This window comes from Microbacterium sp. SLBN-111 (genome assembly GCF_049739645.1).
In the GTDB taxonomy this organism is placed as follows: Bacteria; Actinomycetota; Actinomycetes; order Actinomycetales; family Microbacteriaceae; genus Microbacterium.
In genome coordinates, this window is record NZ_JBMGQH010000001.1 from 2,885,502 (window position 1) to 2,911,345 (window position 25,844).

The 25,844-nt window shown below is 71.0% G+C and carries 24 protein-coding genes and 1 pseudogene; 19 read left to right on the forward strand and 6 right to left on the reverse strand.

The window, feature by feature from the left end; all coding sequences use genetic code 11:
* Window positions 1-26: 26 nt before the first annotated feature.
* Entirely contained in the window at window positions 27-1,076 is a 1,050-nt protein-coding gene (locus RKD05_RS13375) for an ABC transporter permease (protein WP_063257301.1), read from the forward strand.
* Window positions 1,077-1,096: 20 nt separating this feature from the next.
* Here the strand turns inward: RKD05_RS13375 and RKD05_RS13380 are convergent, their stop codons facing one another.
* Window positions 1,097-1,699, reverse strand: coding sequence for a PH domain-containing protein (locus tag RKD05_RS13380; protein WP_424710710.1), 603 nt, complete (start codon window positions 1,697-1,699; stop codon window positions 1,097-1,099).
* Between the two features lie 62 nt (window positions 1,700-1,761).
* Here RKD05_RS13380 and RKD05_RS13385 point away from each other — a divergent pair, with 62 nt between their 5' ends.
* From RKD05_RS13385 to RKD05_RS13395, 3 genes are all read left to right on the forward strand, one after another.
* Window positions 1,762-3,516, forward strand: coding sequence for an ABC transporter ATP-binding protein (locus tag RKD05_RS13385; protein ID WP_424710712.1), 1,755 nt, complete (start codon window positions 1,762-1,764; stop codon window positions 3,514-3,516).
* Window positions 3,517-3,652: 136 nt separating this feature from the next.
* Window positions 3,653-5,566, forward strand: coding sequence for a translational GTPase TypA (gene typA, locus RKD05_RS13390; protein WP_022880194.1), 1,914 nt, complete (start codon window positions 3,653-3,655; stop codon window positions 5,564-5,566).
* Complete coding sequence (locus tag RKD05_RS13395; RefSeq protein WP_424710715.1) at window positions 5,566-6,291, forward strand: creatininase family protein; 726 nt, start codon at window positions 5,566-5,568, stop codon at window positions 6,289-6,291. Before typA ends, RKD05_RS13395 begins: the two co-directional genes overlap by 1 nt.
* A 13-nt stretch (window positions 6,292-6,304) precedes the next feature.
* Here RKD05_RS13395 and RKD05_RS13400 read toward each other — a convergent pair whose 3' ends face one another.
* Both RKD05_RS13400 and RKD05_RS13405 read right to left on the reverse strand, forming a co-directional pair.
* Window positions 6,305-7,708, reverse strand: a complete 1,404-nt coding sequence (locus tag RKD05_RS13400) for an amidohydrolase (RefSeq protein WP_424710717.1) — start codon at window positions 7,706-7,708, stop codon at window positions 6,305-6,307.
* 2 nt (window positions 7,709-7,710) lie between these two features.
* Window positions 7,711-8,733 carry a LacI family DNA-binding transcriptional regulator gene (locus tag RKD05_RS13405; RefSeq protein ID WP_424710720.1) on the reverse strand — a complete coding sequence of 341 codons (1,023 nt, stop codon included), beginning with the start codon at window positions 8,731-8,733 and terminating at the stop codon, window positions 7,711-7,713.
* 181 nt (window positions 8,734-8,914) lie between these two features.
* On the opposite strand from RKD05_RS13405, the gene RKD05_RS13410 reads away from it, so the two are divergent.
* The 5 genes from RKD05_RS13410 to RKD05_RS13430 are packed head-to-tail and all read left to right on the forward strand — an operon-like array spanning window position 8,915 to window position 15,066.
* Complete coding sequence (locus RKD05_RS13410) at window positions 8,915-9,961, forward strand: BMP family lipoprotein (protein ID WP_424710722.1); 1,047 nt, start codon at window positions 8,915-8,917, stop codon at window positions 9,959-9,961.
* Window positions 9,961-11,493, forward strand: a complete 1,533-nt coding sequence (locus tag RKD05_RS13415; protein ID WP_424710725.1) for an ABC transporter ATP-binding protein — start codon at window positions 9,961-9,963, stop codon at window positions 11,491-11,493. The genes RKD05_RS13410 and RKD05_RS13415 overlap by 1 nt, the downstream gene beginning before the upstream one ends.
* Window positions 11,490-12,578 carry an ABC transporter permease gene (locus RKD05_RS13420; protein WP_424710726.1) on the forward strand — a complete coding sequence of 363 codons (1,089 nt, stop codon included), beginning with the start codon at window positions 11,490-11,492 and terminating at the stop codon, window positions 12,576-12,578. Before RKD05_RS13415 ends, RKD05_RS13420 begins: the two co-directional genes overlap by 4 nt.
* Window positions 12,575-13,849 carry an ABC transporter permease gene (locus RKD05_RS13425; RefSeq protein ID WP_424710728.1) on the forward strand — a complete coding sequence of 425 codons (1,275 nt, stop codon included), beginning with the start codon at window positions 12,575-12,577 and terminating at the stop codon, window positions 13,847-13,849. The genes RKD05_RS13420 and RKD05_RS13425 overlap by 4 nt, the downstream gene beginning before the upstream one ends.
* A gap of 5 nt (window positions 13,850-13,854) precedes the next feature.
* Entirely contained in the window at window positions 13,855-15,066 is a 1,212-nt protein-coding gene (locus RKD05_RS13430) for a metal-dependent hydrolase family protein (protein ID WP_424710729.1), read from the forward strand.
* Window positions 15,067-15,070: 4 nt separating this feature from the next.
* Here the strand turns inward: RKD05_RS13430 and RKD05_RS13435 are convergent, their stop codons facing one another.
* Together RKD05_RS13435 and RKD05_RS13440 are read right to left on the reverse strand one after the other, a co-directional pair.
* Complete coding sequence (locus RKD05_RS13435; RefSeq protein WP_424710730.1) at window positions 15,071-15,430, reverse strand: DUF2200 domain-containing protein; 360 nt, start codon at window positions 15,428-15,430, stop codon at window positions 15,071-15,073.
* A gap of 726 nt (window positions 15,431-16,156) precedes the next feature.
* Window positions 16,157-16,711 (reverse strand): helix-turn-helix domain-containing protein, encoded by a 555-nt coding sequence (locus tag RKD05_RS13440; RefSeq protein WP_424710732.1) that lies wholly within the window; start codon window positions 16,709-16,711, stop codon window positions 16,157-16,159.
* 65 nt (window positions 16,712-16,776) lie between these two features.
* On the opposite strand from RKD05_RS13440, the gene RKD05_RS13445 reads away from it, so the two are divergent.
* From RKD05_RS13445 to ddaH, 7 genes and pseudogenes are all read left to right on the forward strand, one after another.
* Entirely contained in the window at window positions 16,777-17,493 is a 717-nt protein-coding gene (locus RKD05_RS13445) for an AzlC family ABC transporter permease (RefSeq protein WP_424710733.1), read from the forward strand.
* Complete coding sequence (locus RKD05_RS13450) at window positions 17,490-17,804, forward strand: AzlD domain-containing protein (protein WP_424710734.1); 315 nt, start codon at window positions 17,490-17,492, stop codon at window positions 17,802-17,804. Before RKD05_RS13445 ends, RKD05_RS13450 begins: the two co-directional genes overlap by 4 nt.
* A 21-nt stretch (window positions 17,805-17,825) precedes the next feature.
* Entirely contained in the window at window positions 17,826-18,221 is a 396-nt protein-coding gene (locus tag RKD05_RS13455) for a histidinol dehydrogenase (protein WP_424710735.1), read from the forward strand.
* 51 nt (window positions 18,222-18,272) lie between these two features.
* A pseudogene (fdxA, locus tag RKD05_RS13460) lies at window positions 18,273-18,594 on the forward strand (ferredoxin).
* 3 nt (window positions 18,595-18,597) lie between these two features.
* Complete coding sequence (gene dapC, locus RKD05_RS13465) at window positions 18,598-19,701, forward strand: succinyldiaminopimelate transaminase (RefSeq protein WP_424710737.1); 1,104 nt, start codon at window positions 18,598-18,600, stop codon at window positions 19,699-19,701.
* Between the two features lie 202 nt (window positions 19,702-19,903).
* The gene (locus tag RKD05_RS13470; protein WP_082822856.1) at window positions 19,904-21,199 is read left to right on the forward strand and encodes a citrate synthase; all 1,296 of its coding nucleotides are present in this window, start codon (window positions 19,904-19,906) and stop codon (window positions 21,197-21,199) included.
* 314 nt (window positions 21,200-21,513) lie between these two features.
* Entirely contained in the window at window positions 21,514-22,275 is a 762-nt protein-coding gene (ddaH, locus tag RKD05_RS13475; RefSeq protein WP_424710739.1) for a dimethylargininase, read from the forward strand.
* Window positions 22,276-22,287: 12 nt separating this feature from the next.
* On the opposite strand, the gene dapD is transcribed toward ddaH, so the two are convergent.
* Window positions 22,288-23,202, reverse strand: coding sequence for a 2,3,4,5-tetrahydropyridine-2,6-dicarboxylate N-succinyltransferase (gene dapD, locus RKD05_RS13480; protein ID WP_424710741.1), 915 nt, complete (start codon window positions 23,200-23,202; stop codon window positions 22,288-22,290).
* A 40-nt stretch (window positions 23,203-23,242) separates the two neighbouring features.
* Here dapD and dapE point away from each other — a divergent pair, with 40 nt between their 5' ends.
* From dapE to RKD05_RS13495, 3 genes are all read left to right on the forward strand, one after another.
* Window positions 23,243-24,319: a succinyl-diaminopimelate desuccinylase gene (gene dapE / locus RKD05_RS13485; RefSeq protein WP_424710743.1), complete on the forward strand. Its 1,077-nt coding sequence runs from the start codon at window positions 23,243-23,245 to the stop codon at window positions 24,317-24,319.
* A complete protein-coding gene (locus tag RKD05_RS13490) occupies window positions 24,316-25,539 on the forward strand; it encodes a hypothetical protein (protein ID WP_424710744.1) in 1,224 nt (407 codons plus the stop codon). The genes dapE and RKD05_RS13490 overlap by 4 nt, the downstream gene beginning before the upstream one ends.
* Before the next feature lie 95 nt (window positions 25,540-25,634).
* Window positions 25,635-25,808 (forward strand): DUF3117 domain-containing protein, encoded by a 174-nt coding sequence (locus RKD05_RS13495; RefSeq protein WP_076490128.1) that lies wholly within the window; start codon window positions 25,635-25,637, stop codon window positions 25,806-25,808.
* Window positions 25,809-25,844: the final 36 nt, after the last annotated feature.

Here is a 25,844-nt window from a genome sequence, read left to right on the forward strand (position 1 = left end):
GCCGTCCGAATCCCGGAGGTCTCCCGATGACCCAGATGCTCCCCGAGCCCGCGAACGTCGATGCTCCGCCGCCGTCCGACGAGCGGAAGACCGTCGGCGTCAGCCAGGGCCGCCTCATCCTGCGGCGCTTCCTGTCGAACAAGATCGCCGTCGTGTCCGGCATCCTGTTCATCCTGCTCGCGCTGTTCTCCATCTCGGCGATCGGCATCGGTCCGATCCCCGGCTGGTGGAAGTACGACTACACGTCGCTGAACCCGCAGAACGACGGTGGTGCGCCGACGCTGTCGCTGTGGCCGCTGTCCTTCGGTGACCACCCGTTCGGGCAGGACCGCATCGGCATCGACTACTTCGCCATGACGATGCGCGGCATCCAGAACTCGATCCTCGTGATGGTCATCATCAGTCTCGTGGGCACGGCGGTCGGCACCATCATCGGTGCGCTGGCCGGTTACTACCGCGGCTGGCTCGACGCGGTGCTGATGCGCATCACGGATGTGTTCATCGTCATCCCGGTCATCGTCATCGGCGCGGTCGTCGGTCGCGCGACGGGTGGTCTGGGTGTCGTGCCGCTGGCGTTCTTCCTCGCCATGGTGTCGTGGACGACGATCGCCCGCCTCGTGCGCGCCGAGTTCCTCTCGCTGCGTGAGCGCGAGTTCGTCGAGGCCGCCCGCGTGGCCGGCGCGAGCGACGCGCGCATCATCTTCAAGCACATCCTCCCCAACGCGATCGGCGTGGTGATCGTCGCGGCGACCCTGTTGGCCGCGTCGGCGATCCTCCTCGAGACGGCGCTGAGCTACCTCCAGCTCGGCGTGCGTCCGCCGGACGTGTCGCTCGGTCTGATCATCTCCGACAACCAGTCGGCCTTCCAGACGCGCCCGTGGCTGTTCTGGTGGCCCGCGGTGTTCATCGTCGCCCTCGCGGTGCTGGTGAACTTCGTCGGCGACGGTCTGCGCGACGCGTTCGACCCGCGCCAAAAGCGCTTCTCGCTGCGTCGCACGAAGGAGCAGGCCGCTCCGTCGACGACGGCGCCGGCCAGCGTCGAGGGACGCGTGCACCCGGAGACGCCGTCGTCATGACGCGGGGTGTCCCCGCGATGTCAGCCCAGAACGATCGCCAGCACGATGCCGACCGCACCCGCGGCCAGCACCAGCAGGTTGTCGAGCCGGGCGCGGACACGGACGGGAACCGTCTCGGCGATGCCGGCCTCGACACGGCCGGCATCGCGCAGGGCGTGCCAGCGATCACGGACGAGGGCCGCGGCGCGTCCCGAGTCGGTGTTCGGCAGCTCGCCCGGACGCGTGTTCGGCGCAACCTGCCCCTCGCTGCGACGGTAGGCGCGCGCCGCGCGCAGCGAGCCGGTCGCACCGGGCGCCGGAGCGGCGGTCACGGCGATACGACGGCGGGGCGTGTGCAGCTGCAGCGCGTAGCGCGTGTCGACGTGGATGAGCGCAGCCCACGGCACGCCGTAGCGCAGCACGATGTTGTCGACCTCCACGCCGTCGTCGTCGACGGAGACCGCGGGCGACCACAGGATGCCGTAGACCAGCGCCGCGGCGCCGAGCGCACCGGCGATCACCGCGGCGGGGGGCAGCGTCACGGCGGGAGCGGTCAGCAGACCGATCGCCACCGCGGCGATGACCGCCCACACGATGCCGCACAGGATGCGGGTGAACGTCGAACGGAACGTCTGGCGTGGCATCCCCTGATTCTTTCATTCCCCGATCACTCACTCCCGCTCCGCGGGACGGAGAGGACAGCCTCATGAGCACGACCGAGAAGGCGGGAATCCCCGCGCTCGAGATGACCGACGTCAGCGTCGACTTCGCGGTGGACGACGTCTGGGTCCCGGCGGCGAAGAACCTCACGTACTCCATCGCCCGCGGCCAGGTCGTCGCGGTGGTGGGGGAGTCGGGTTCCGGCAAGAGCGTGAGCTCGATGGCGGTACTCGACCTCCTCCCGCGCAACAGCCGGGTCCGCGGCAGCATCAAGGTCAACGGCCGCGAGGTGACCACGCTGTCGACCTCGCAGATGCGTCAGCTGCGCGGACCGGAGGTCGCGGCGATCTTCCAGGAGCCGATGACCGCGCTGAACCCCGTGCTGACGGTGGGGTCGCAGATCATCGAGGCGCTCCGCGCGCACACGACGATGGCGCCGTCCGAGGCGAAGGCGCGGGCGCTGGAGCTGCTGGACATGGTCGGGCTGCCCGACCCGCAGAAGGCGTTCGCGTCGTACCCGCACCAGCTCTCGGGTGGTCAGCGCCAGCGCGCGATGATCGCGCAGTCGATCAGTCTCGAGCCCGCGCTCCTCATCGCCGACGAGCCGACGACTGCGCTCGACGTCACGGTGCAGGCCGAGATCCTCGACCTCATCCGCGACCTCCGCGACCGCCTGGATTCGGCCGTCCTCCTCATCACGCACGACATGGGCGTGGTCGCCGACCTCGCCGACTGGATCGTCGTGATGAAGAACGGCGACATCGTCGAGCAGGGGAGCGCCGCGCAGGTGCTCGGCGACCCCCAGGACCCGTACACCCAGGAGTTGTTGGCATCCGTCCCGCGTCTGGGCGAGACGCTCGAGGGCGAGGCGACGGTCGACGTCGTGGAATCGCTCGCGGCCGCCGTCGCCGAGGGGCCCGCGCGCACGGAGACACTCCGCCTCGCGGCGGCCGCTCCCGAGCTGTCCAACCCGGTGCTCGAGCTGCAGAACGTGTCGATCGAGTACGGCAAGAAGGGCCGCGTGGCCGCGTTCCGCGCGGTCGACGACGTCACGCTCGGCATCGCAGAGGGCGAGATCGTCGGTCTCGTCGGCGAGTCCGGGTCGGGCAAGTCCACGATCGGCCGCGCCGCGATCGGACTGCAGCCCATCGCCGACGGGCGTCTCGTGGTCGACGGCGTCGACATCTCCAGCGGATCGCGCAAGCTCATCAAGTCGCTGCGCCGCCGCGTGGGCATCGTGTTCCAGGACCCGTCGTCGTCGCTGAACCCTCGCCTCCCGATCGGCGAGTCCATCGGCGAGCCGCTGTTCCTCGCGGGCGAGGCGAAGGGCGCCGCCCTCGACGCCCGCGTCGAGAAGCTCCTGGACGAGGTGCGCCTCCCGCGCAGCTACCGCAACCGCTACCCGCACGAGCTGTCGGGCGGTCAGAAGCAGCGCGTCGGCATCGCCCGTGCGCTGTCGCTGCAGCCGCGTCTCCTCGTGGCGGACGAGCCCACGAGCGCGCTGGACGTCTCGGTCCAGGCGCGCGTGCTCGAGCTCCTCAGCGAGCTGCAGCAGGAGCACCGCTTCGCGTGCCTGTTCATCAGCCACGACCTGGCCGTCGTGGATGCCATGGCCGACCGCATCGTCGTGCTCAACCGCGGCAAGATCGCGGAGCAGGGCACGCGCGACCAGATCCTGCGCTCCCCGAAGGAGCCGTACACGCAGCGTCTCATCGCGGCGATCCCGGTGCCCGACGTCGAGGTGCAGGCCGCCCGTCGCGAGCTGCGTCACGAGCTGCTGAAGAACACCCCGGCATCCTGATCCGGACCCGGAAAGGGGCGGCATTCCTGAGGGGATGCCGCCCCTTTCGCGTGCGTCGCCGGGAGCGGGGCGGGCGCCCGGTAGACTGGGGTGGCCCGATTCCGGGCGCAACCCCGAATTTTCCTGGAGACCCTCCATGGCGCACGCCCTTCGTCCTGACCTCCGTAACGTCGCGATCGTCGCGCACGTCGACCACGGCAAGACGACCCTCGTCGACGCCATGCTCCGCCAGACGAACTCGTTCGGCGACCACGCGCACGTCGAAGAGCGCGCGATGGACTCGAACGACCTCGAGCGTGAGAAGGGCATCACGATCCTCGCCAAGAACACGGCGATCACGTACAACGGTGCCCACACCGACGTCCCGGTGACGATCAACGTCATCGACACCCCCGGTCACGCCGACTTCGGTGGCGAGGTCGAGCGCGGTCTGTCGATGGTCGACGGTGTCGTGCTGCTGGTCGACGCGTCGGAAGGCCCGCTGCCCCAGACCCGCTTCGTGCTGCGCAAGGCGCTCGAGGCGAAGCTTCCCGTCATCCTGCTGGTGAACAAGACCGACCGTCCCGACGCCCGCATCGCCGAGGTCGAGGAAGAGGCGCACGACCTGCTCCTCGGGCTCGCATCCGACCTCGTCGACGACGTCCCCGACCTCGACGTCGACGCGCTGCTCGACGTCCCCGTCGTGTACGCGTCGGGCCGCGCGGGTGCCGCGTCGCTGAACCGTCCCGACAACGGGTCGCTGCCCGACAACGACGACCTCGAGCCGCTGTTCGGCGCGATCCTCGAGCACGTCCCGGCCCCGTCGTACGACGACGAGGCGCCGCTGCAGGCGTGGGTCACGAACCTCGACTCGAGCCCGTTCCTCGGCCGCCTCGCGCTGCTGCGCATCTTCAACGGCACGCTGAAGAAGGGCCAGACGGTCGCGTGGGTCCGCCACGACGGCTCGCACTCGAACGCGCGCGTCACCGAGCTGCTGCTGACGAAGGCGCTGGAGCGTTTCCCTGCCGAGTCCGCCGGCCCCGGCGACATCGTCGCGATCGCCGGTTTCCCCGACATCACGATCGGTGAGACGATCGCCGACCCCGAGGACGTCCGGCCGCTACCGGCGATCACGGTCGACGACCCCGCCATCTCGATGACGATCGGCACGAACACCTCGCCCCTCATGGGCAAGGTCAAGGGCCACAAGCTCACCGCCCGCATGGTCAAGGACCGCCTCGACCGCGAGCTCATCGGTAACGTCTCGCTCAAGGTCGTCGACATCGGACGACCGGATGCCTGGGAGGTCCAGGGGCGCGGCGAGCTCGCGCTCGCGATCCTCGTCGAGAACATGCGTCGCGAGGGCTTCGAGCTCACCGTCGGCAAGCCCCAGGTCGTCACCAAGCGCGGCGAGGACGGCAAGCTCAAGGAGCCGTACGAGCACCTCACGATCGACGCCCCCGAGGAGCACCTCGGCGCGATCACGCAGCTCATGGCCGCGCGCAAGGGTCGCATGGACAACATGACGAACCACGGCACCGGCTGGGTGCGCATGGAGTTCGTCGTCCCGTCCCGCGGCCTCATCGGTTTCCGCAGCGAGTTCCTCACGATCACGCGCGGTACCGGTATCGCCAACGCGATCTCGCACGGCTACGACGACTGGGCCGGCACGATCACGACGCGTCAGAACGGCTCGATCGTCGCCGACCGCATGGGCGTCGTCACCCCGTTCGCGATGATCGCCCTGCAGGAGCGCATGAGCTTCTTCGTGCAGCCGACCGAAGAGGTCTACGAGGGCATGGTCATCGGCGAGAACTCCCGCGCCGACGACATGGACGTCAACATCACCAAGGAGAAGAAGCTGACGAACATGCGTTCGTCGACCTCGGACTCCTTCGAGTCGATGACCCCGCCGCGCGTCCTGACGCTGGAGGAGTCGCTCGAGTTCGCCCGCGACGACGAATGCGTCGAGGTCACGCCCGAGAAGGTGCGCATCCGCAAGGTCGTGCTCGACGCGACCGAGCGCGGCCGCGCCGCCTCGCGCGCCAAGCGCCAGGATGCCAACGCCTGATGCTCGAGCTGGCCGGCGCCACGTCGGACGAGGTCCGTGACTTCGTGGCGTCCGGCCGGCGTCTGGCGGTCGTCGCCATCGGTGCGCTCGAGGCGCACGGTGCGCACCTGCCGCTGAGCACGGACACCGTGGTCGCGGAGCGCGTGGCCCGCGAGCTCGCGGAGCGTCACGACGGGGCGCTGCTCCCATCCGTGGCGTACGGCGAGACGTGGGCGACGTCCGGGTGGCCGGGCACGATCTCCCTGTCGCCCGAGACCGTCCGGCTCCTCGCGATCGACCTCGCCCGCGGCGCGGTGGCGTCCGGACTCGACCGGGTGGTCGTCGTGAACGGCGACTTCGGCAATCGGCTGCCGCTCGCGGCCGCCGCGCGCGATCTGGCGGCCGAGGGCATCCGGGTCCTGGTCCTCGACCACCCGGGTCTCGCGGAGGCGGCGGATGCCGTGCGCGAGTCCGCGCCTGCGGTGCCCGGAATGAACCACGGCGAGGAGATCGAGACATCGATGGTGCTCGCCGTCGCTCCCGACCTCGTGCACCCCGAGCGGGCGCAGCCGCAGTATCCCGAATTCCCGGGCGACTTCGGCACGCGCCCCGTGCGGCTGCACGAGATCGGCGAGCACGCCGTGTTCGGCGACCCCCGACCGGCGACCGCCGCGAAGGGCGAGACGCTGTTCGCCGTGGTCATCGCCGCCGCGTCCGCCGAGGTGGAGCGCTTCCTCGCGGGGTGACGCGCGCCGCGGCTCAGGGCGCGTAGTCCTGCACGCGCCGGCCGTGCGAGCGGTCGGTGAGGGCGGGCAGTCGCTCGGACAGCTCGTCCACGGCCGCGTCGATGTCGATCGTCAGCAGCTGCCGGTCCCGCACGACGACGCGGCCGTCGACGATCACGGTCGACACGTCGCCCTGGTGCGCGCTCAGCGCGAGCGAGTGCGCGAGGTCGTGCACGGGCTGCAGGTGCGGCGAGTGGAAGTCCAGCAGCACGATGTCGGCCCGCAGGCCCGGACGCAGGGCGCCGACGCGATCGGCGAGCCCGAAGACCTCGGCGTTCTGACGCGTCGCGAGGTCGAGCAGGTGCGCGGACGTCGCCCAGGTGGCATCCTTCGACGTGTATTTCTCGATCATGCCGAGCAGGCGCATGTTCTCGAGGACGTCGAGTGTGATGCTCCCCGCCGCGCCGTCGGTGCCGATGCCCACGCTGATGCCGGCGTCGTGCAGAAGGCGCAGGGGCGTCGTGCCCTCCTGCGCGTGCAGCAGGTAGGTCTTCGTGCACGACGCGACGCCGATCCGGTCCGCGTAGGGCTGCAGCAGGGCGACGTCCTCCGGCACGATGCCGGCGCCGTGCGCGATGATCGCGCCGGCTTCCAGGATCCCGGTGTCGTGCAGGATGCCGATGGGGGAGCGCCCGCGCCGGCCGAGGCTCGACGCCGTCTGCGTCAGGTTCTCCGCGGCATGGATGTGGATGCGGACCCCGAGGCGCTCGGCATCCTGAGCCGTCCGGCGGAGGTCGTCGTCGTCGACCGTGTACGGGGCGTGCGGTCCCAGGGCGGTGGTGATGCGCCCGCCGGCTGCGCCGTTCGCGTCGCGCGCGAAGGCGACGCTGCGCTCGCGTCCGGCCGCGCCCTCGGACGAGAAGAAGGTCGAGGCGAGGAGGGCACGGATGCCGGCGGCCTCGACCTCCTCGGCGATCGTGTCCATGCCGAAGTAGTGGTCCGCGAACGCCGTGACGCCCGAGAGCAGCAGCTCGCCGATCGCGATGCGCGCGCCGAGACGGATGTCGCGGTCGGTGAGGTTGACCTCCATCGGCCAGACGTGCTGGTTGAACCACTCGTCGGTCGGGACGTCGGAGGCGGCGCCGCGGAACATCACCATCGGCGTGTGCGTGTGGCTGTTCAGCAGACCTGGGATCGCGACCTGGCCGGCCGCGTCGATGACCGCGGCGTCAGCGATCGCGGTCGGGTCGACCTCGTCGTCGGGCAGGATCCACGCGATGGCCCCGTCGCGCACGCCGATGCTGTGTCCCGAGAACTCCTCGATCCCGCCGCGTGCCGCGGTGTCCTCTCGCGGGAGGTCGGGGTAGCCGACGGCGGGGCGGCGGGTCTCGGTCACGACACGGGCGTGCCGCACGACGAGGTCGACGGGATCGGTCACGTTCACTCCTGGGGGGTCCGGGTGCTGCCCCCGCGCACGAGCTCGGCGGGCAGGCTGGTTCGGCGGCGCGCCGCGACGCGCGTGCGTCGGGCGAGCTCGAGCATCTCGACCGCTTCCGCGCCCATCTCGTGCCACGGGTGGCGGAGGGAGGTGAGCGGCATCCCCTGCGCGTCGGGGTACAGCTGCAGCAGGCTCGCGATCTGCACGTCCTCGGGCACGCGGACGCCTCGCGCGCGCAGCACGGTGAGGACGCCGGTCGCGACGTCGTCGTTCGCGCACACCAGCGCCTCGTCGCGGGCCACGCGATCCCACAGCCCCTCCGCGGAGGTCACGCCGGCCAGCAGGTCGCTTCCGCGGTGAACGACGGCGGTGACCTCGGGCCCCGCGGCCGCGCAGGCGCGGGACACGGAGGTGATGCGCCGGGCGTCGGCGGGGGAGTCGGGGTTGAGCCCGATGATGGTGACCGTCCGCGTCCCGGTGCGGGCGAGGTGCGCGGCGAGCACGGCGGCGGACTCCTCCTCGTCGAGGCTCACGGCGCTCGGGGTCTGCGGGTCGAGGAACCGGCCGACCTGCACGAGGGGGAGACCGTGCGACATGCGCTGCGCGTGGCCGCTCGCCTCGATCGTCGGCGGGCACACGATGAGCCCGTCCACGCGCCGGTCGAGGAGGTCGGCGACGCGCTCGTCGTGGTCGGCGCCGTCGGGCGCGACGTACCGCAGCAGCGCGCCGATACCCTGCGCGTCGAGGTTCTCGGTCACCGACTCGATGAGTGCCGACAGGAACACCGTCGCATAGCGCGGCAGGACGAGGCCGACGCTCTGCGTGCGGTTGGAGCGCAGCGCGCTGGCGACCGCGTTGTGCCGGTAGCCGAGGCGCGCGGCGGCCGCACGGATCCGCTTGAGCGTCTCGGGGGACACGGGGCGCGACCCCGACAGGGCGCGGGATGCGGTCGCGGTGGAGACGCCCGCTTCGGCGGCCACGTCGGCGAGGGTGGCGCGCTCGTCGACGGCATCCGTATCGGTCACTCCGCCATCGTACGCAATCGATTACTCGACGGTGGGTGGGAAACGAGAACGCAACACAGCCGAAATCGCGCCGTCGGTCGCCCGTGACTAGGGTGGCTTTCGGTCGTATCTCCCCGACTCACTCCGACCAGCTTGCAATCGATTACATTTCGACCCCGCACCCCACCCGAAGGAGTCCCGCATGTCTCGCCCCCTCACCCAATCCCTCATGACGATGGGTGGCGTGCTCACCGTCGCCGCCCTCGCCCTCACTGGCTGCGGCGGCAAGACCGCCGACACCGGCGCCGCGAGCCCGTCCTCGAGCGGCCCGACCGTCGCGCTGCTGTACGGCACCACCGGCGACTTCTCCTTCATGGACAGCGCCTACAAGGGCTTCACCGAGGCCGAGGGCGAGTACGACTTCACGCCGCTCGAGCTGTCGAGCCCCAACACCGACGACTACCAGGACCGCGTCGACCTCGCGCTCTCGCAGAAGGCGGCGCTCGCGATCGGCATCGGTTTCCAGTGGCAGCAGCCCATGTCGGCGACCGCCCACCCCGACACCGCTTTCGTGCAGGTGGATGCCGATGCCGGCACCGTCATCGACAACGTGACGACCATCTCGTTCGCCGCCGAGCAGTCCTCGTACCTCGTGGGCGTCGCCGCGGCGCTCACCTCGAAGTCCAAGCACGTCGGCTTCGTCGGCGGCGTCGACCAGCCCAGCATCCAGAACTTCTACACCGGCTACGAGGCGGGCGTGCACTCGATCGACCCGTCGATCGTCGTGGACAAGACGTACCTCGCGCCCCTCGGCGACTTCACCGGCTTCTCCGACCCCACCAAGGGCAAGGAAGCCGCCGCGTCTATGTACGCCGGCGGCGCGGACGTCGTCTACACCGCCGCGGGCGGGTCGGGCCAGGGCGTCTACGAGGAGGCGGCGGCCAGCTCCAGCTCCGACAAGAAGAACTGGGCCATCGGTGTCGACGCGGACGTGTACCAGACGGTCGCGGACTCCATCAAGCCGTACATCCTGACCTCGGCCATCAAGAACGTCGACGTCGCGGTGAAGACCTCGATCGGCGAGTACCTCGACGGAACGCTCAAGCCCGGCGAGGTCCGCTACGACCTGTCGAACGACGGCGTGGGCTACTCGACCTCGGGCGGCTTCCTCGACGCGTTCGCCGACAAGATGGCATCCATCAAGCAGGACATCATCGACGGCAAGATCACGGTCCCGACGGCGCTGTGATGACCGACGGGCAGGAGGTGCTGGTACGCCTGAGCGGAATCGTGAAGCGGTTCGGGACGTTCGTCGCGAACGACCGCATCGACGTCACGGTCCGCGCGGGCAGCGTGCACGCGGTGGTGGGGGAGAACGGCGCGGGCAAGTCGACGCTCATGAAGATCCTCTCCGGCGAGGAGAGCCCCGACGAGGGGACGATCGAGATCGACGGCCGCGTGACGTCCTTCCGCTCTCCCCGTGATGCGCAGGCGGCCGGCATCGGCATCGTGCACCAGCACTTCCTGCTCGCTCCCGGGCTCCGCGTCTGGGAGAACATCGTCCTCGCGGGCGAGCCGGGCGGGCCGGTCCTCGTCGACTCCGCCCGGGCTCGCCGCGAGGTGACCGAGCTCGCCGACCGCACCGGCTTCCCGGTCGCGGTCGACGCCGAGGTCGAGACTCTCGGCGTCGGCATGCGCCAGCGCGTGGAGATCCTCAAGGTCCTCTACCGCGACGCGCGCATCATCATCCTCGACGAGCCGACCGCCGTGCTCGTCCCCGCCGAGGCCGAGGCCCTGTTCGCCGCCATGCGTGCGTTCACGCAGGCCGGTGCCGCGGTGATCTTCATCTCGCACAAGCTCGACGAGGTGCTGTCCTTCGCGGACGACATCACCGTCATCCGCGCCGGGCGCGTCGTCGGCACCGCCGTGCCGGCCGAGACCACCGCGCCGCAGCTTGCGCGTCTGATGGTCAAGGCCGAGATGCCGGTGGTCGCCCCGCGCGCGCAGCCCGCCTCCGACCGCATCGTGCTCGAGACGCGCGGACTCGGCGTCCGCGGCGACGATCAGGTCCCACCGCTCGCCGACGTCGACCTGCGCGTCCACGCCGGAGAGATCGTCGGCATTGCCGGCGTCGAGGGCAACGGCCAGTCCGAACTCCTCGCGGCCCTCATCGGACGAGCGGATGCCACGGGCACCGTGCTCCTCGACGGCGACGACGTCACCGCACTCAGCACGGTCGACCGCCGCGCCCGGGGCATGGGGTACATCTCCGAGGACCGCCACCGCGACGGCATCGTGCTGCCCCTCGCGCTCCGCGAGAACGCCGTGCTCGGCTACCAGCAGCTGCCGCCGGTGCGCCGCGGCCCCTGGTTCCGTCGCTCCGCCGCGGCCCGCGCCGCGGCCGAGATCATCGCGGCGTACGACGTCCGCGGCGGCGATCCGTCGACTCGCGCGTCGGCGCTGTCGGGCGGCAACCAGCAGAAGTTCATCGTCGGGCGCGAACTCCTCCGCCAGCCGCGACTGCTCCTCGCCGCCCACCCGACCCGCGGCGTCGACATCGGGGCGCAGGCCGCGATCTGGAGCGAGCTCGTCGCCGCGCGCGACCGCGGGCTCGCGACGCTCCTCGTCTCCGCCGACCTCGACGAGATCCTCGCGCTGTCGGACCGTGTGCTGGTGCTCCACCGCGGGCGCATCGTGGCCGAGATCGACGCGCGCGGCGCGGACGTCGGCACGATCGGCGAGTACATGACCGGCGCGCGCGGGGGAGAGGCCGCCGCATGATCCGTCGCATCCTCACGACCGTCGCAGGTCCCGTCATCGCGATCGTCCTCGCCCTCGTCGTCACGGCGGTGTTCCTCACCGTCGCCGGGTACTCCGCCTCCTCCGCCTTCGAGGTGATGTGGGACTACGGCACGACCCCCGAGTCCCTGGCATCCACCGTCAACAACGCCATTCCGCTGTACTTCGCGGGGATCGCGGCGGCGTTCTCCCTGCGCATGGGGCTGTTCAACATCGGCGTCGACGGGCAGTACCGCGTCGCGGCGCTCGTCGGCGCGGTGGTGGCGGCGTCGTTGCCGCTGCCGCTGTGGCTCACCCTGCCGATCACGCTGCTCGCGAGCATGCTGGCGGGGGCGCTGTGGGCGCTCGTGCCGGCACTGCTGAAGGTGTATCGCGGCGTGAACGAGGTCATCACCTCGATCCTGATGAACGCGATCGCCACCACGGTCGTCGCGGTGCTGCTGGCCGACGTCTTCCGCTCCGGCGGTGGACAGAACACCGGTTCGGCGCCGATCGGCCCGGACGGCTCGATGCCCGTGCTGCTGGACCTCGGCGGTCGCGTGCAGATCTCCGGCTTCCTGCCGCTCGCGATCCTGCTCGGAGTGGTCTTCTTCCTGCTGCACGACCGGACCGTGTGGGGCTACACCGTGACGGTCGCGAACCTGTCTCCGGACGCCGCCGAGTCGGCGGGCATTTCGGTGAAGCGCCGCATCGTCACGTCGCTGCTGGCCTCCGGCGCGATCGCGGGCCTCGTCGGCCTGCCGCACGTGCTGGGCACGGCGCACCGCCTGGACGGAACGCTGCCCACCGACCTGATGTTCACGGGTCTCGCCGCGGCGCTCCTCGGTCGGTCGCATCCGATCGGCACGGCCCTCGGCGCCCTCGTGCTGGCGTTCGTGGAACGCAGTGCGCAGGTCCTCGGCATCGTGAAGCTCCCCACCGAAGTGGGCACCCTCTTCCTCGCCGTCGTGCTGCTGAGCTCGGCGCTCGGCTACTGGGTCGTCGAGAACGGCGAGCGTCGTCTCGCGCTCATGGCCGCGATCCGACGTGCCCGCGCCGGACGAACGAAGGAGGCGTCGGCGGTATGAGCGCTGTCACCACTGTCCCGCCCGTCTCGCGGTCGACCGACGCCCGCCGGGTGCGCGCCCGCGCCGTCGTGTCCTGGGTCCTGCTCGGATTCGGACTCATCCTCATCGCTTCGTGGGTGTGCAACGCCCCCGGCATCGCCTCCTCGTCCACGTGGGGATCGGCGCTGCGCCTCACCGTCCCCATCGCCGTCGTCGCGATCGGCGCGCTGTACTCCGAGCGGGCGGGCGTCATCAACGTCGGCCTCGAGGGCATGATGATCGGCGGCACGTGGGGCGCTGGTCTGTTCGGATGGTTCGGCGGTCCGTGGCTCGCGCTCGTCGGCGGTGTGCTCGGCGGCCTGGTCCTGGGGCTGCTCATGGCGGTCCTGTGCCTGGAGATGGGCCTCAACCAGCTCGTCGTCGGTGTCGCGATCAACGTCCTCGCGGCGGCCCTGGCCCGCTTCCTCTCCGACATCGTGTTCAGCGGCATCGACGGCGGCAGCGTCGCGCGATCGCCGCGCATCGACGGCAACGTTCCACGGGTGAGCCTGCCGTTCCTCTCCGGGGGCTTCGGAACGCCCGACCCGCTCCGTGACCTCGAGGCCGGTGGCATCCCGGTCGTGTCGCAGCTGGCGGGGATCGTCGGGGGACTCACCCGAGACGTGTCGATCGCCGCGATCATCGGCCTCGCGCTCATCCCGCTGACCGCGCTCGTGCTGTGGCGCACGCGGTTCGGCCTGCGGATGCGCGCCTCCGGCGAGGAGCCCGCCGCCCTTCAGGCGCTCGGCGGACACGTCCACCGCACGCGCTACCTCGCCGTCCTCGTCGGCAGCGGCATGGCCGGATTCGCCGGCGGGTACCTCGTGCTCATCTCGCAGGGCTACGTCGAGAACCAGGTCGCCGGTCGCGGCTTCATCGGCCTCGCCACCCTGATCTTCGGGAACTGGATGCCAGGAGGCGTGTTCGCGGGATCGGCACTGTTCGGTTTCAGCGACGCCGTCGGTCTCGGTCGGCCCGAGACGTTCACCGCGATGCTGTTCGTCCTCGGTGCGGTGTTCCTCGTGCTGGGCGGGCTGCGACTGCGGCGCGGTGCCGGGATCCGGTCGGCGGCCCCGAGTCTCATCCTCGGTGTGGTGCTCCTGGTCGCGGCCCTGTTCATCCCCCTGCCGAGCGCTCTCGCCTCTGCCGCTCCCTACCTCGTGACCCTCGCGGTGCTCGTGGTCGCGGGGACGCGCATGAGGCCGCCGCGCGCGCTCGGTCAGTTCTTCCCCCGCCGCAACTCCTCGAGGTGACTTCCGTGATCCACCAGCAACTGTCCCGAGTCCACGTCTGGGACGGTGTCACCCACCGCGGTGTCGGCACCGTGCGCTGGAGCGACCAGGGTCCCGCGGGGCGCATCGACGCCGTCGAGGTGACCGAGGCAGACGGAACCGCGGAGTACACCGTGCTCCCCGGCCTCATCGACACGCACGTGCACCTCATCGGCAACGCCTCGGACACCCCCGCCGACTTCCTCGCGTGGCCGCTCATCACCCGCCCCGAGGAGCAGGTGCTGCACGGCCTCGCCCACGCCCGCCGCGCGTTGTCGGTCGGGGTCACGACCGTGCGCGACCTCGCTGCCGACGACGTGCAGTTCTCGCTCGCCCGTGCGCTCGAGGCCGGCATCGTCGAGGGCCCGCGCGTGCTGGCGCATGGCCTGGTGAACATGACGGGCGGCCACGGCGACCTGTTCATCCCGCCCGCCGTGGTGGAGCGCAAACCGGTGGCCGACGGCCCCGACGCGTGCCGCGCGCTCGTGCGGCGCTGGGCGCGCTCGGGGGCCGACGGGATCAAGGTGCCCGTGAGCGGGGGCGTGCTGTCGGTCGGTGACAAGGCATCCTGGCGCAACTACACGGACGCCGAACTGGCAGCCGTGGTCGACGAGGCGCACGCGCTCGGCCTGCGTGTAGCGGCACACGCCCACACCGAGGACGGCATCCGCCGCGCTCTGGCCCACGGCGTCGACTCGATCGAACACGCGACCAAGCTGACGGCCTCCCTCGCCGACGACATCGTCGCGTCCGGGACCACGGTCGCGCCGACGCTCCTCATCAACGACCGGATCGCCGACGGGACCGCCCCCGCCGCGCCCGCGCAGCGGGAGATCGCGCAGGAGCTCGTCGCGGGTCGCGACGTCGCGTTCCGCGCCGCGGCCGAGGCCGGTGTCGAATTCGTGCTCGGGACGGATGCCAACGGCTTCCACGTCGACTTCTCGGACCAGTGGGACGAGCTGCGCGCGATGGCGCGCGTCCTCGGCTGGAACGCCGACCGCGTCCTGCAGGCCGCGACCTCGCGCGCCGCGCGGGCGATCGGCCGCGACGCCGACATCGGTTGCCTCGCCGAGGGCTTCGCCGCCGACCTGGTGGTCGTCCGCGGCCGCCCGTGGGAGTCGCCGGACGCGCTGCGGGCGGAGTCGGTCGTCGCGGTCGTGCGCCGCGGCCGCCTCGCCGCCGGCACCCTGCCCGGCTGAGCGCTCAGGCCGGTGCGGGCGTCTCGTTCCGGAGCACTTTCGCGAGCGGGCGCCCCTTCGCAAGCTCGTCGACGAGCTTGTCGAGCAGGCGGATGCGGTACATCAACGGGTCTTCGATCTGCTCGACGCGCACTCCGCACACGACGCCCGTCACCTGCGCCGATAGCGGGTTGAGGCGGGCCGCCTCGAAGAACTCACGGAATGTTGCGGACGTCTCGATGTGTCGGGTCAGTTCCGCGTCGTCGAACCCCGTGAGCCACCGGATGACGGCATCCAGCTCGTCGCGCGTGCGTCCCTTGCGCTCGACCTTCGCGAGGTAGAGGGGGTAGACGCCCGCGACGGGCGTGTCGAAGATGCGGTGCATGCGCGGAACGCTACCCGTGTCCGCATCCATTTGGCGACGGGTCGGCTGACGCGGCCACGTCGATGGCCGTGGCATCCGCCCGTCGAGTGTCCAAGACACGCCGCTGGGTCGGTGCCGCGAACGGCCTGTCTTGGACACCGGATGCCGCGGTCGCGCAAGCCTCAGAGGGACCGTGCAGGCGTCGCCCCCAGAGGTTCGGTGTCCAGAACACGCGGAGCGCACCGCGCGCCGTCCGCGTGTCTTGGACACCGAACCGGGCTGCCGCCGCCAGCGCCGTGCCGCGAGTCCGTGGCATCCCGATCGAGTGTCCAAGACACGCCGCTGGGCCCGTGCCGCGAGCGGCGTGTCTTGGACACCGGATGCCGTGGTCGCGGGGGCCGGGCCTTGGAGAGGCGGCGTGCGGGCACCGCCCCTCGGGGTTCGGTGTCCAGGACACGCGGACCGGAGTGCGCGCCGCCCGCGTGTCTTGGACACTCAAGCGCCGAGTTCCTGCCCACGCCCACCCTCTGGCGTGCGCGGCATCGGGTACGCCGCAGAGGTTCGGTGTCCAGGACACGCGGAGCGCACCGCGCGCCGTCCGCGTGTCTTGGACACTGAACCGGGCTGCCGCCGCCCCCGCCGCTCCGCGAGTCGGTGGCATCCCTGTCGAGTGTCCAGGACACGCCGCTGGGTGGGTGCCGCGCACGGCGTGTCTTGGACACTGGATGCCGCGGCGCGCCGCACGGGTCAGCGCGACTCGGATACCAGCACCGCGCTCGTCTCGGGGACCAGCGCCTCGAACACGTGTGGCGCGTCCCCGGCGTAGGAGAGGTAGTCGCCCGGGTTCAGTTCGTACGGCGCGTCCACCGGACCGACGCGGCCGCGGCCGGCGAGCAGCACGACGTGCTCGACCGTGCCGCGCTGGTGCGGCTCGGACAGGCGGGGCTTCCCGGGCTCGGCGCGGAGCAGGTAGATGTCGCGGCGGGCGTGCGGCGGGCTCGCCGACAGCAGCACCGCTAGGTAGTCGGCGGCGGACGCCGGCACCGCGGCGGACGGGGCGTCGCCCGCGCGGATGAGCGTGGGGGAGTGCACCCCCTCGTCGACGAGCACCGCGAACGGCACCTCGAGCGCGGTCGCCAGAGCCCACAGCGTCTCGACGCTCGGGTTCCCGCCGCCGTTCTCGAGTTGCGACACCGTCGCCTTCGCCACCCCGGCGCGTCGCGCGAGCTCGGACACGCTGAGGTCGCGCCGCTCGCGTTCGCGGCGGAGGGTCGTGGCGATGCGGTCACCGAGGTCGCTCATGCGTTCATTATGCTCGTCGATCGTTCGACTTGACGAACACGGGACGAGCGTTCGAGACTCTGATCATGCGTTCATCAGAGCGAACACCGTCGCGAATCGCGGCGCGGCAGGGCCTCGCCGTCGCGCTCGCGACCAGCGCGTACGGCATCTCCTTCGGCGCGCTGTCCGTTGCATCCGGACTCGATGTCTGGCAGACCTGCGTCCTGAGCCTCCTCATGTTCACCGGCGGGTCGCAGTTCGCGTTCGTCGGCGTGCTGGCGGCGGGCGGTGCGGGCGCGGCGCCCGCGGCGATCGCCTCCGCGGGACTGCTCGGCGTGCGCAACGCCGCGTACGCGATGCGGATGTCACCGGTGATCGGCCCGGGACACGTCCGGCGCGCTGCCGCGACCCCGTTCACGATCGACGAGTCGGTCGCGGTGTCGCTCGCGCAGTCCGATCCCGCCGCGCGGCGCGTCGGCTTCTGGGTCACTGGCGTCGGGATCTGGGTCGGCTGGAACGTCACGACCCTCGCCGGCGCTCTCCTCGGCGACGTTCTCGGTGACCCCCGCACGTGGGGATTGGATGCCGCTGCCGCCGCGGCCTTCCTCGCCTTGCTCTGGCCGCGGCTTCGGGGCCGTCAGCCCCTCGCCGTGGCAATCGGCGCGGCGGCGGTCGCCGCGCTGCTGACGCCCTGGGTCCTGCCTGGCATCCCGGTGATCGCCGCGGCCGGCGTCGCGCTGGCCCTCGGCTGGTTCGACCCCCGCCCGGCGCGCGCGGCGGACGATGAGGGGCGGATGCCATGACCTTGTGGACCGCCGTGATCGCGGCATCCATCCTGTGTCTGGCGCTCAAGGCGGTGGGATACGTCCTGCCGCAGAGCTGGCTCGACGCTCCCCGCCCCGCGCGGATCGCCGACCTGTTGACGGTCGCGTTGCTCTCCGCGCTCGTCGTGGTGCAGGCGCTGGCCTCGGGTCCGGCGATCGTCGTGGACGCGCGGCTCCCCGCGGTCTGCGTCGCGGCCCTCCTGCTGTGGGCGCGGGCGCCGTTCCTCGTCGTCGTCGCGGCCGGCGCCGTGACCGCCGCGCTCCTGCGGGCGTTCGGCTGGGCCACATGAACCCGCACCTAGACTGACCGCGTGGTTTCCGGCATCGTGCGCGTCATCGGTTGGGTCGTCGCTTTCCTCGTGGGCGCCGTCTACGGCACGGCGGCAACCGTGGGGCACGCCTTCCGCCTCGGCGTCGTGCCGGTCGGATTGATCCTCGCGACGATCGGTTGCGCGGGGCTCCTCATCGCGCTCCGCACGCTGACGCAGGATCGGGTCAACGCGATTGCCGGCGGCCTCGGCATCATCGCCGCCACCTACCTGTTCTCGCAGGTCGGTCCCGGTGGTTCGGCGATCGTCGCCGCCGCGACGCCCGACACCGAGTGGATCGCGATCGCCTGGACGTTCGTGGGCCCCATCCTTCTGGCGCTCGTGGCCTTCTTCCCGGACGTGTCGAAGCTGCGCGTCCAGCCCGCCGACGGATCATAGGACACGGCCGCTCGGACCGGTCCCCGTCGCCGTCCCGCGTAGACTGAGCGGGTGACTTACGTGATCGCCCTCCCGTGTGTCGATGTCAAAGACCGCGCCTGCATCGACGAATGCCCGGTCGACTGCATTTACGAGGGTGAACGCTCGCTCTACATCCACCCCGACGAGTGCGTCGACTGCGGTGCGTGCGAGCCCGTGTGCCCCGTCGAGGCCATCTACTACGAGGACGACCCTCCCCGAAGAGTGGTCGGACTACTACAAGGCGAACGTCGAGTTCTTCGACGACATCGGATCTCCCGGCGGTGCCGCCAAGGTCGGTGTGATCGCCAAGGATCACCCGGTCATCTCGGCGCTCCCTCCGCAGAGTCACTGACCCGTGGGCGTCGCCGACCTCGCCGACTACCCGTGGGACGCGGTCGCGCCGTACGCCGAGCGTGCCCGCCGCCACCCCGCGGGCATCGTCGACCTGTCGATCGGGTCGCCCGTCGATCCGACGCCCGCCGTCGTCGCCGAGGCCCTCGCCGCGGCGACCGACGCGCACGCCTACCCCCAGACCATGGGCACCCCGGCGCTGCGCGAGGCCATCGTCGACTGGTACGCCCGTCGCCGCGGAGTTCCGGGGCTGACCCCCGCGCACGTGCTCCCCACCGTCGGCTCGAAAGAGCTCGTCGCCCTTCTGCCGCTGCTCCTGGGCCTCGGTCCGGGTGACGCCGTGGTGCACCCGCGCGCCGCGTACCCGACGTACGAGGTCGGTGCCCGTCTCGTCGGCGCCGAGGCCGTGGCATCCGACGATCCGGCCGAATGGCCCGAGAACACCCGCCTGGTCTGGATCAATTCGCCCGGCAATCCCGACGGTCGCGTCCTCTCGACCGACGAGCTCGTGGATGCCGTGACCCGGGCCCGCGCGCTGGGTGCGGTCCTCGCGTCCGACGAGTGCTACGCCGAACTGGGCTGGGATGCGCCGTGGGACACCGCGGGCGTACCGAGCGTGCTCGACCCGGCGGTCGTCGGCGACGACCTCACCGGCGTGCTGTCGGTCTACTCGCTCAGCAAGCAGTCGAACCTGGCGGGCTACCGCGCTGCGTTCCTCGCGGGCGACCCCGAGATCGTGGCGCGCCTGCTGACGGGCCGCAAGCACCTCGGTCTCATGCCGCCCGGTCCTGTGCAGCGCGCGATGACCGTCGCGCTGGGCGACGACGCGCACGTCGCCGAGCAGCGCGAGCGCTACGCCCGCCGTCGCGCCGTCCTCAAGCCCGCGGTCGAGGCCGCCGGTTTCCGCGTCGACCGCAGCGAGGGCGGCCTGTACCTGTGGGCGACGGAGGGTCGAGACGCCTGGGAGAGCGTGGGGCGCCTCGCGGACCTCGGCATCCTGGTCGGTCCGGGGCACTTCTACGGCACGCATTTCCCGCAGCACGTGCGTTTCTCGCTGACCGCGACCGACGAGCGGATCGCGGCGGCCGCGGAGCGTCTGACCCCCTGAGCCCAGGAACAGTGGGATCCCTCCATCGGAAGGGGGCATCCTTTGGCGGTGTCATCTGTACGTCGTCGGCCCCGATAGGCTGTAGGGGCACTCCGAGCGGGTCACCCTCCGCCGAGCGCCGTGTCGGGAACCGCGCAGAAGGATCCCGGCCGAGGACCACGGTCCTGACCACATGGGCGACCAGAAATCGCAAGGAGGCGCGGTGAGCGACGCGGGTACGGAGCACGACAAGGCCACCCTCACGGTGGGGGGCACCACCGCCGAATTCCCGGTTCTGCGGGGCACCGACGGGGTTCCGAGCATCGACATCGCGTCGCTGACGAAGCAGACCGGTCACACCACGCTCGACTACGGATTCGTCAACACGGCATCGACCAAGTCGAACATCACCTTCATCGACGGTGACCAGGGCATCCTGCGCTACCGCGGTTACCCGATCGAGCAGCTCGCTCAGAACAGCACGTATCTCGAGGTGGCGTGGCTCCTCATCTACGGCGAACTGCCCTCGGCATCCGAGCTGGCGTCCTTCGACGAGCGCATCCGCCGTCACACGCTGCTGCACGAAGACCTCAAGCGCTTCTTCTCCTCGCTTCCCCCGACCGCGCACCCCATGTCGGTGCTGTCGGCGGCCACCGCGGCACTCTCGACCTACTACGAGGCGGAGTCCGACCCCCACAACCCCGAGCACGTCGAGCTCAACACGATCCGCATGCTCGCGAAGCTCCCCGTGATCGCGGCCTACGCGCACAAGAAGAGCATCGGCCAGGCCTTCCTGTACCCCGACAACTCGCTGAGCTTCGTCGACAACTTCCTCAAGCTGAACTTCGGCGTGCTCAGCGAGATCTACCAGGTCAACCCGGTCATGACGAAGGCCCTCGACCTGCTCCTCATGCTCCACGCCGACCACGAGCAGAACGCCTCGACCTCGACGGTGCGCCTGGTGGGTTCGACCGGTGCGAACCAGTTCGCGTCGATCTCCGCCGGCATCCAGGCCCTGTCCGGCCCGCTGCACGGCGGCGCGAACGAGGCCGTGCTGCAGATGCTCGGCCGCATCCGCGACTCCGGCGAGAGCGTCGAGCGGTTCGTCGAGCGCGTGAAGAACAAGGAAGACGGCGTGAAGCTCATGGGCTTCGGACACCGCGTCTACAAGAACTACGACCCGCGCGCGAAGCTCGTGAAGGGCGCTGCCGACGAGGTCCTCGAGGCGCTCGGCGTGAGCGACCCGCTGCTCGACCTCGCCAAGGAACTCGAGCAGATCGCGCTGGAAGACGACTACTTCAAGGAGCGTCGCCTCTACCCGAACGTCGACTTCTACACCGGCGTCATCTACAAGGCGATGGGCTTCCCGACGCGCATGTTCACCGTGCTCTTCGCCATCGGCCGCCTGCCCGGCTGGCTCGCGCAGTGGCGCGAGGCGATCACCGACCCGCAGACGAAGATCGGCCGCCCGCAGCAGCTCTACACGGGGGCCGCGCAGCGCGACTACCCCGGCGTCTGATCCGACGCCGTCGCCCCGTCCCTCTCGCGAGGGGCGGGGCGTTTCGCTGTGCGCCGGGCGCGCTCGGTCGGTGATTCGCGCTATGTCAGTGCGGTCGGGGCGGATGCGGCTGAGCCTGCGCGGATCGCTGACATTGCGCCGCGCGCTGGGAGGGTGGATGCCGGGCCCGCGGCGCTCGCGTAACCTCAGTGATTCGGGCTATGTCAGTCCGATCCGGGCCGATGCGGCTGATTCTGCGCGGATCGCTGAGCTTGCGCTGCCCGGTCGGGAGGGTGGATGCCGAGCCCCCGGCGCCCGCGCGCTAGGTTCGGTGCATGTCGCGTCTGCTCGTCCGCCGTCCGTCGCCCCTGCTCGCCGAGGGCGAGCTCACGCACCTCGACCGTGTCCCGGTCGACGCCGACCTGGCGCTCGCGCAGTGGCACGGCTACGTCGACGTCTTCCGGAACCGCGGGTGGGACGTGATCGAGATCGAGCCGGCGGACGCGCAGCCGGACGGCGTCTTCGTCGAGGATGCCGTCGTCGTGTTCGGCGACCTCGCCGTGCTCTGCCGCGCGGGCGCCGAATCCCGCCGCGGCGAGGCGCCCACGGTGGCAGCGGCGGTCTTGGCATCCGGACTCCAAGTCGCCGAGATCGCGGAGCCGGGCACGCTCGACGGCGGCGATGTCCTCAAGGTGGGCCGGACGGTGTACGTCGGCGCCTCCTCGCGGACCAACGCCGAGGGGATCGCCCAGCTCCGCGCGCTGCTCGCGCCGCGCGGCTGGGACGTGGTCGACGTCCCCGTCAGCAAGGTGCTGCACCTGAAGTCGGGGGTGACCGCACTGCCCGACGGCACGGTCGTCGGCTACGCGCCCCTCGTCGACGACCCGGCGAACTTCCCGGTCTTCGCGCCCGTGCCCGAGGAGCACGGCACAGCGGTCGTCGTGCTCGACGAGGCCACGGTGCTGATGTCGTCGGACGCCCCCAAGACCGCCGCCGCCCACCGGGCCCGCGGTCTCGAGGTCGTCACGGTCGACGTGAGTGAGTTCGAGAAGCTCGAGGGGTGCGTCACGTGCCTCTCGGTGCGCGTGCGCGACTGACGACGCGCGGCGTCAGGCGTGCAGCGCCGCGTTGAGGGTCACGCCGACACCCGCGCGCGCGGAGGCCTCGACGGCACCCGTGAGCGAGTTGCGACGGAACAGGATGCCATCCCGCCCCGACAGCTCGCCCGCTTTTACGGTGTCGTCACCGACGCGCACCTTCGTGCCCGCGGTCACGTACAGGCCCGCCTCCACGACGCAGTCGTCGCCGAGCGAGATGCCGATGCCGGCGTTGGCGCCGAGGAGCGTGCGCGCCCCGATCGAGACGCGGTGCGTCCCGCCGCCGGACAGCGTCCCCATGATCGAGGCGCCGCCGCCGATGTCGGAGCCGTCGCCGATCACGACGCCCTGCGACACGCGCCCCTCGATCATCGACGTGCCGAGCGTGCCGGCGTTGAAGTTCACGAAACCCTCGTGCATGACGGTCGTTCCGGGGGACAGGTACGCGCCCAGGCGCACGCGGGAGGCGTCGGCGATGCGCACGCCCGGCGGGGTCACGTAGTCGAGCAGCCGCGGGAACTTGTCGAGCCCCTGGATCTGGATGCCATGGCGCTGGAGAGTCGCGCGCAGCCGCGTGGCGTCATCCGGGTGAATGGGACCGGCGTTCGTCCAGGCGACGTTCGGCAGGTGCGCGAAGATCCCGTCGAGGGAGAGCTCGTTGGGGCGGACCAACCGGTGCGACAGCGCGTGCAGGCGCAGGTAGGCGTCCACGGTCGAGGCCGGCGCGGCATCCGCGTCGATCGTGAGGCTCACGACCTCGATCCGCACCGCGCGGCGCTCGTCGGTGCCCGCGAGCGTGTCGAGGCCGTGGTCGGCGCCGGTGTCGGAGGAGCCGAGGGCGGGCGCGGGGAACCAGGCGTCGAGCACGGTGCCGTCGGAGGCGATCGTCGAGAGGCCGGTACCGGTGATCTGTCGTTCGTTGGTCACTCAGACAGGCTAGCGGGGCGCCCTGGGTAGGATCGGACGCATGCCGACGCTCGATCTGACCGCCTCTTCCGTCGAGATCACGCGAGCGATCTGCGACATCCCCAGCGTCTCGGACGACGAGACCCCCTTGGCGGATGCCATCGAAGCGGCCGTGTCGGGATACCCCCACCTCGAGGTGATCCGCGACGGCGACACGATCGTCGCTCGTACGTCCCTCGGACGTTCCCGTCGCGTGGTCATCGCGGGGCACATCGACACCGTGCCGATCAACGACAACCTGCCCACGCGCGACGTCGAGATCCACGGCGAGCCGTTCCTGTGGGGGCGTGGGACCGTCGACATGAAGGCCGGCGTCGCCGTACAGCTCAAGCTGGCCGTCGAGCTCACCGAGCCCCCGGTCGACATCACGTGGATGTGGTACGACCACGAAGAGGTCGACTCGTCCCTCAACGGCCTCGGTCGTCTCGCACGGAACCGCCCCGACCTGTTCGTCGGCGACTTCGCCATCCTCGGCGAGCCGAGCAACGGCGAGGTCGAGGGCGGCTGCAACGGCACCCTGCGCGCGATCGTCCGCACGACCGGCGTGCGCGCGCACAGCGCCCGCTCCTGGATCGGCGAGAACGCGATCCATAAGGCCGCCCCCGTCCTCGCCCGCCTCGCGGAGTACCGGGCCCGCGAGATTGAGGTCGAGGGCCTCGTCTACCGCGAGGGTCTGAACGCGGTGCGCATCAGCGGGGGCGTGGCGGGCAACGTCATCCCCGACGCGTGCGAGATCGAGGTCAACTACCGCTTCGCCCCGAGCCGCGACGCCGCGACCGCCGAGCGGGTCGTGCGCGACGTCTTCACCGGTTTCGACGTCGAGATCGTGGACGTCGCCGAGGGTGCGCGACCCGGATTGGATGCCGATCTCGCCCGGGATTTCGTCGCCGCCGTCGGCGCGACGCCCAAGCCCAAGTACGGGTGGACCGACGTCGCGCGGTTCTCGACCCTCGGCATCCCGGCCGTCAACTACGGGCCCGGCGACCCCCACCTCGCCCACCACGACGAGGAGCGTGTTCCGCTCGCCCAGATCGAGACCGTCGAGCGCGGCCTCCGCTCCTGGCTGACCGGGTCGTGAGCACCGCGACCGCGACGTCTCCGCGGGCACGGTCCTGGCAGGACTGGCCCGTCGCGGCGCGCATCGCGGTCATCTACGTCGCCGCGCGGCTCGTGACCACGGGCTTCTTCCTGATCGCTGCCGCGCTGTCCGGGCCGGGTTCGCGCCATGGCGTGGATCCGTCGCTCGGACAGCTCGCGCTGGGGTGGGACGCGCAGTGGTACTGGTTCGCGGCGGTGTCGGGCTACCCGAGCGTCCTGCCGCTCACCCCGCACGGCGACGTCGCGGAGAACGCGTGGGCCTTCCTGCCCGTCTACAGCTACCTCTCGGCCGGGCTCGGCACGGTGCTCGGCTCGTGGGGTGCGGGTGCGGTCGTGATCTCTCTGCTGTCGGGTTTCGGCGCGAGCGTCGTCCTGCACGGGTTGCTGCGCGATCGTATCGGTGACTCGGCCGCCCTCTGGGCGGTGACGTTCTTCGCCTGCGGACCGCTCGCTGCACTCTTCCAGGTCGGCTATGCCGAGTCGATGTTCCTGTTCCTCCTGTTCCTGGCGCTCCGTTGCGTGCAGCTGAGGCGGTGGGGCTGGCTCTACGTCCTCGTGCCGGTGATCGGCTTCACGCGTCCCGGCATCCTGGCATTCGCGCTGTTCCTGGGGCTGTACGGCGTGTACCGCTTCGCGAGGCGTCGCGTCGAGGCGTTCTCCCTGCGCGAGATGGCGCACCTCGTGGGTCTCGGCGCGGTGGCCGTCGTCGCGGGCTTCGCGTGGCAGGTCATCGCGGGCGTCGTGACCGGCGACCCCCGCGCCTACCTCGCGACCGAGCTGGCCTGGCGGCGGAACTGGATCGCCGGGGCGAGCGACCAGTTCGTGCCGGTGGAGGGATGGATCCAGGGCGCGGGTTTCTGGTTCACACAGTGGGGTCTCGGCCCGGTCGCCGGCTTCGTGGCGCTGGTGCTGCTCGTGCTGGGAGTGACGGCGGTGCTGCTGTTCGCCCCGCAGGTGAAGCGCCTCGGCATCGAGCTGCGCCTGTGGTCGGCGAGCTATCTCGTCTATCTGCTGCTCGTGTTCTTCCCGCAGTCGAGCATCTTCCGACTGCTCGTGCCGCTCTCGCCGCTGTGGGGAGCCCTCGCGGTGCCGCCGTCGCGCGCGTGGCGGATCGGTGTCCTGGCCGCGTGTCTGCTGGGTCAGTGGTGGTGGATCTACAACATGTACGCCCTCGGGAACACGTTCTGGCAGATCCCGTGACGGTGCGTGACGGGCGCCACATCGACCGCTGCCGTCGGGCCGCTCCGGGGACCGACTAAACTAGTCCATAGACCAACGACGAAAAGGGGGCCGCGATGGCAGCCATGAAGCCGCGTACCGGTGACGGACCTATGGAGGCCGTGAAGGAGGGCCGGCTGATCATCGTGCGTGTGCCGCTCGAAGGCGGCGGACGCCTGGTGGTGTCGGTCAACGACGCTGAGGCCAAAGAGCTCTACGACGTGCTCGGCGGAGTCGTCGGCGCAGCCTGACGAATCCTGTACGAAGGCCGGTCCCCGCGGGGGCCG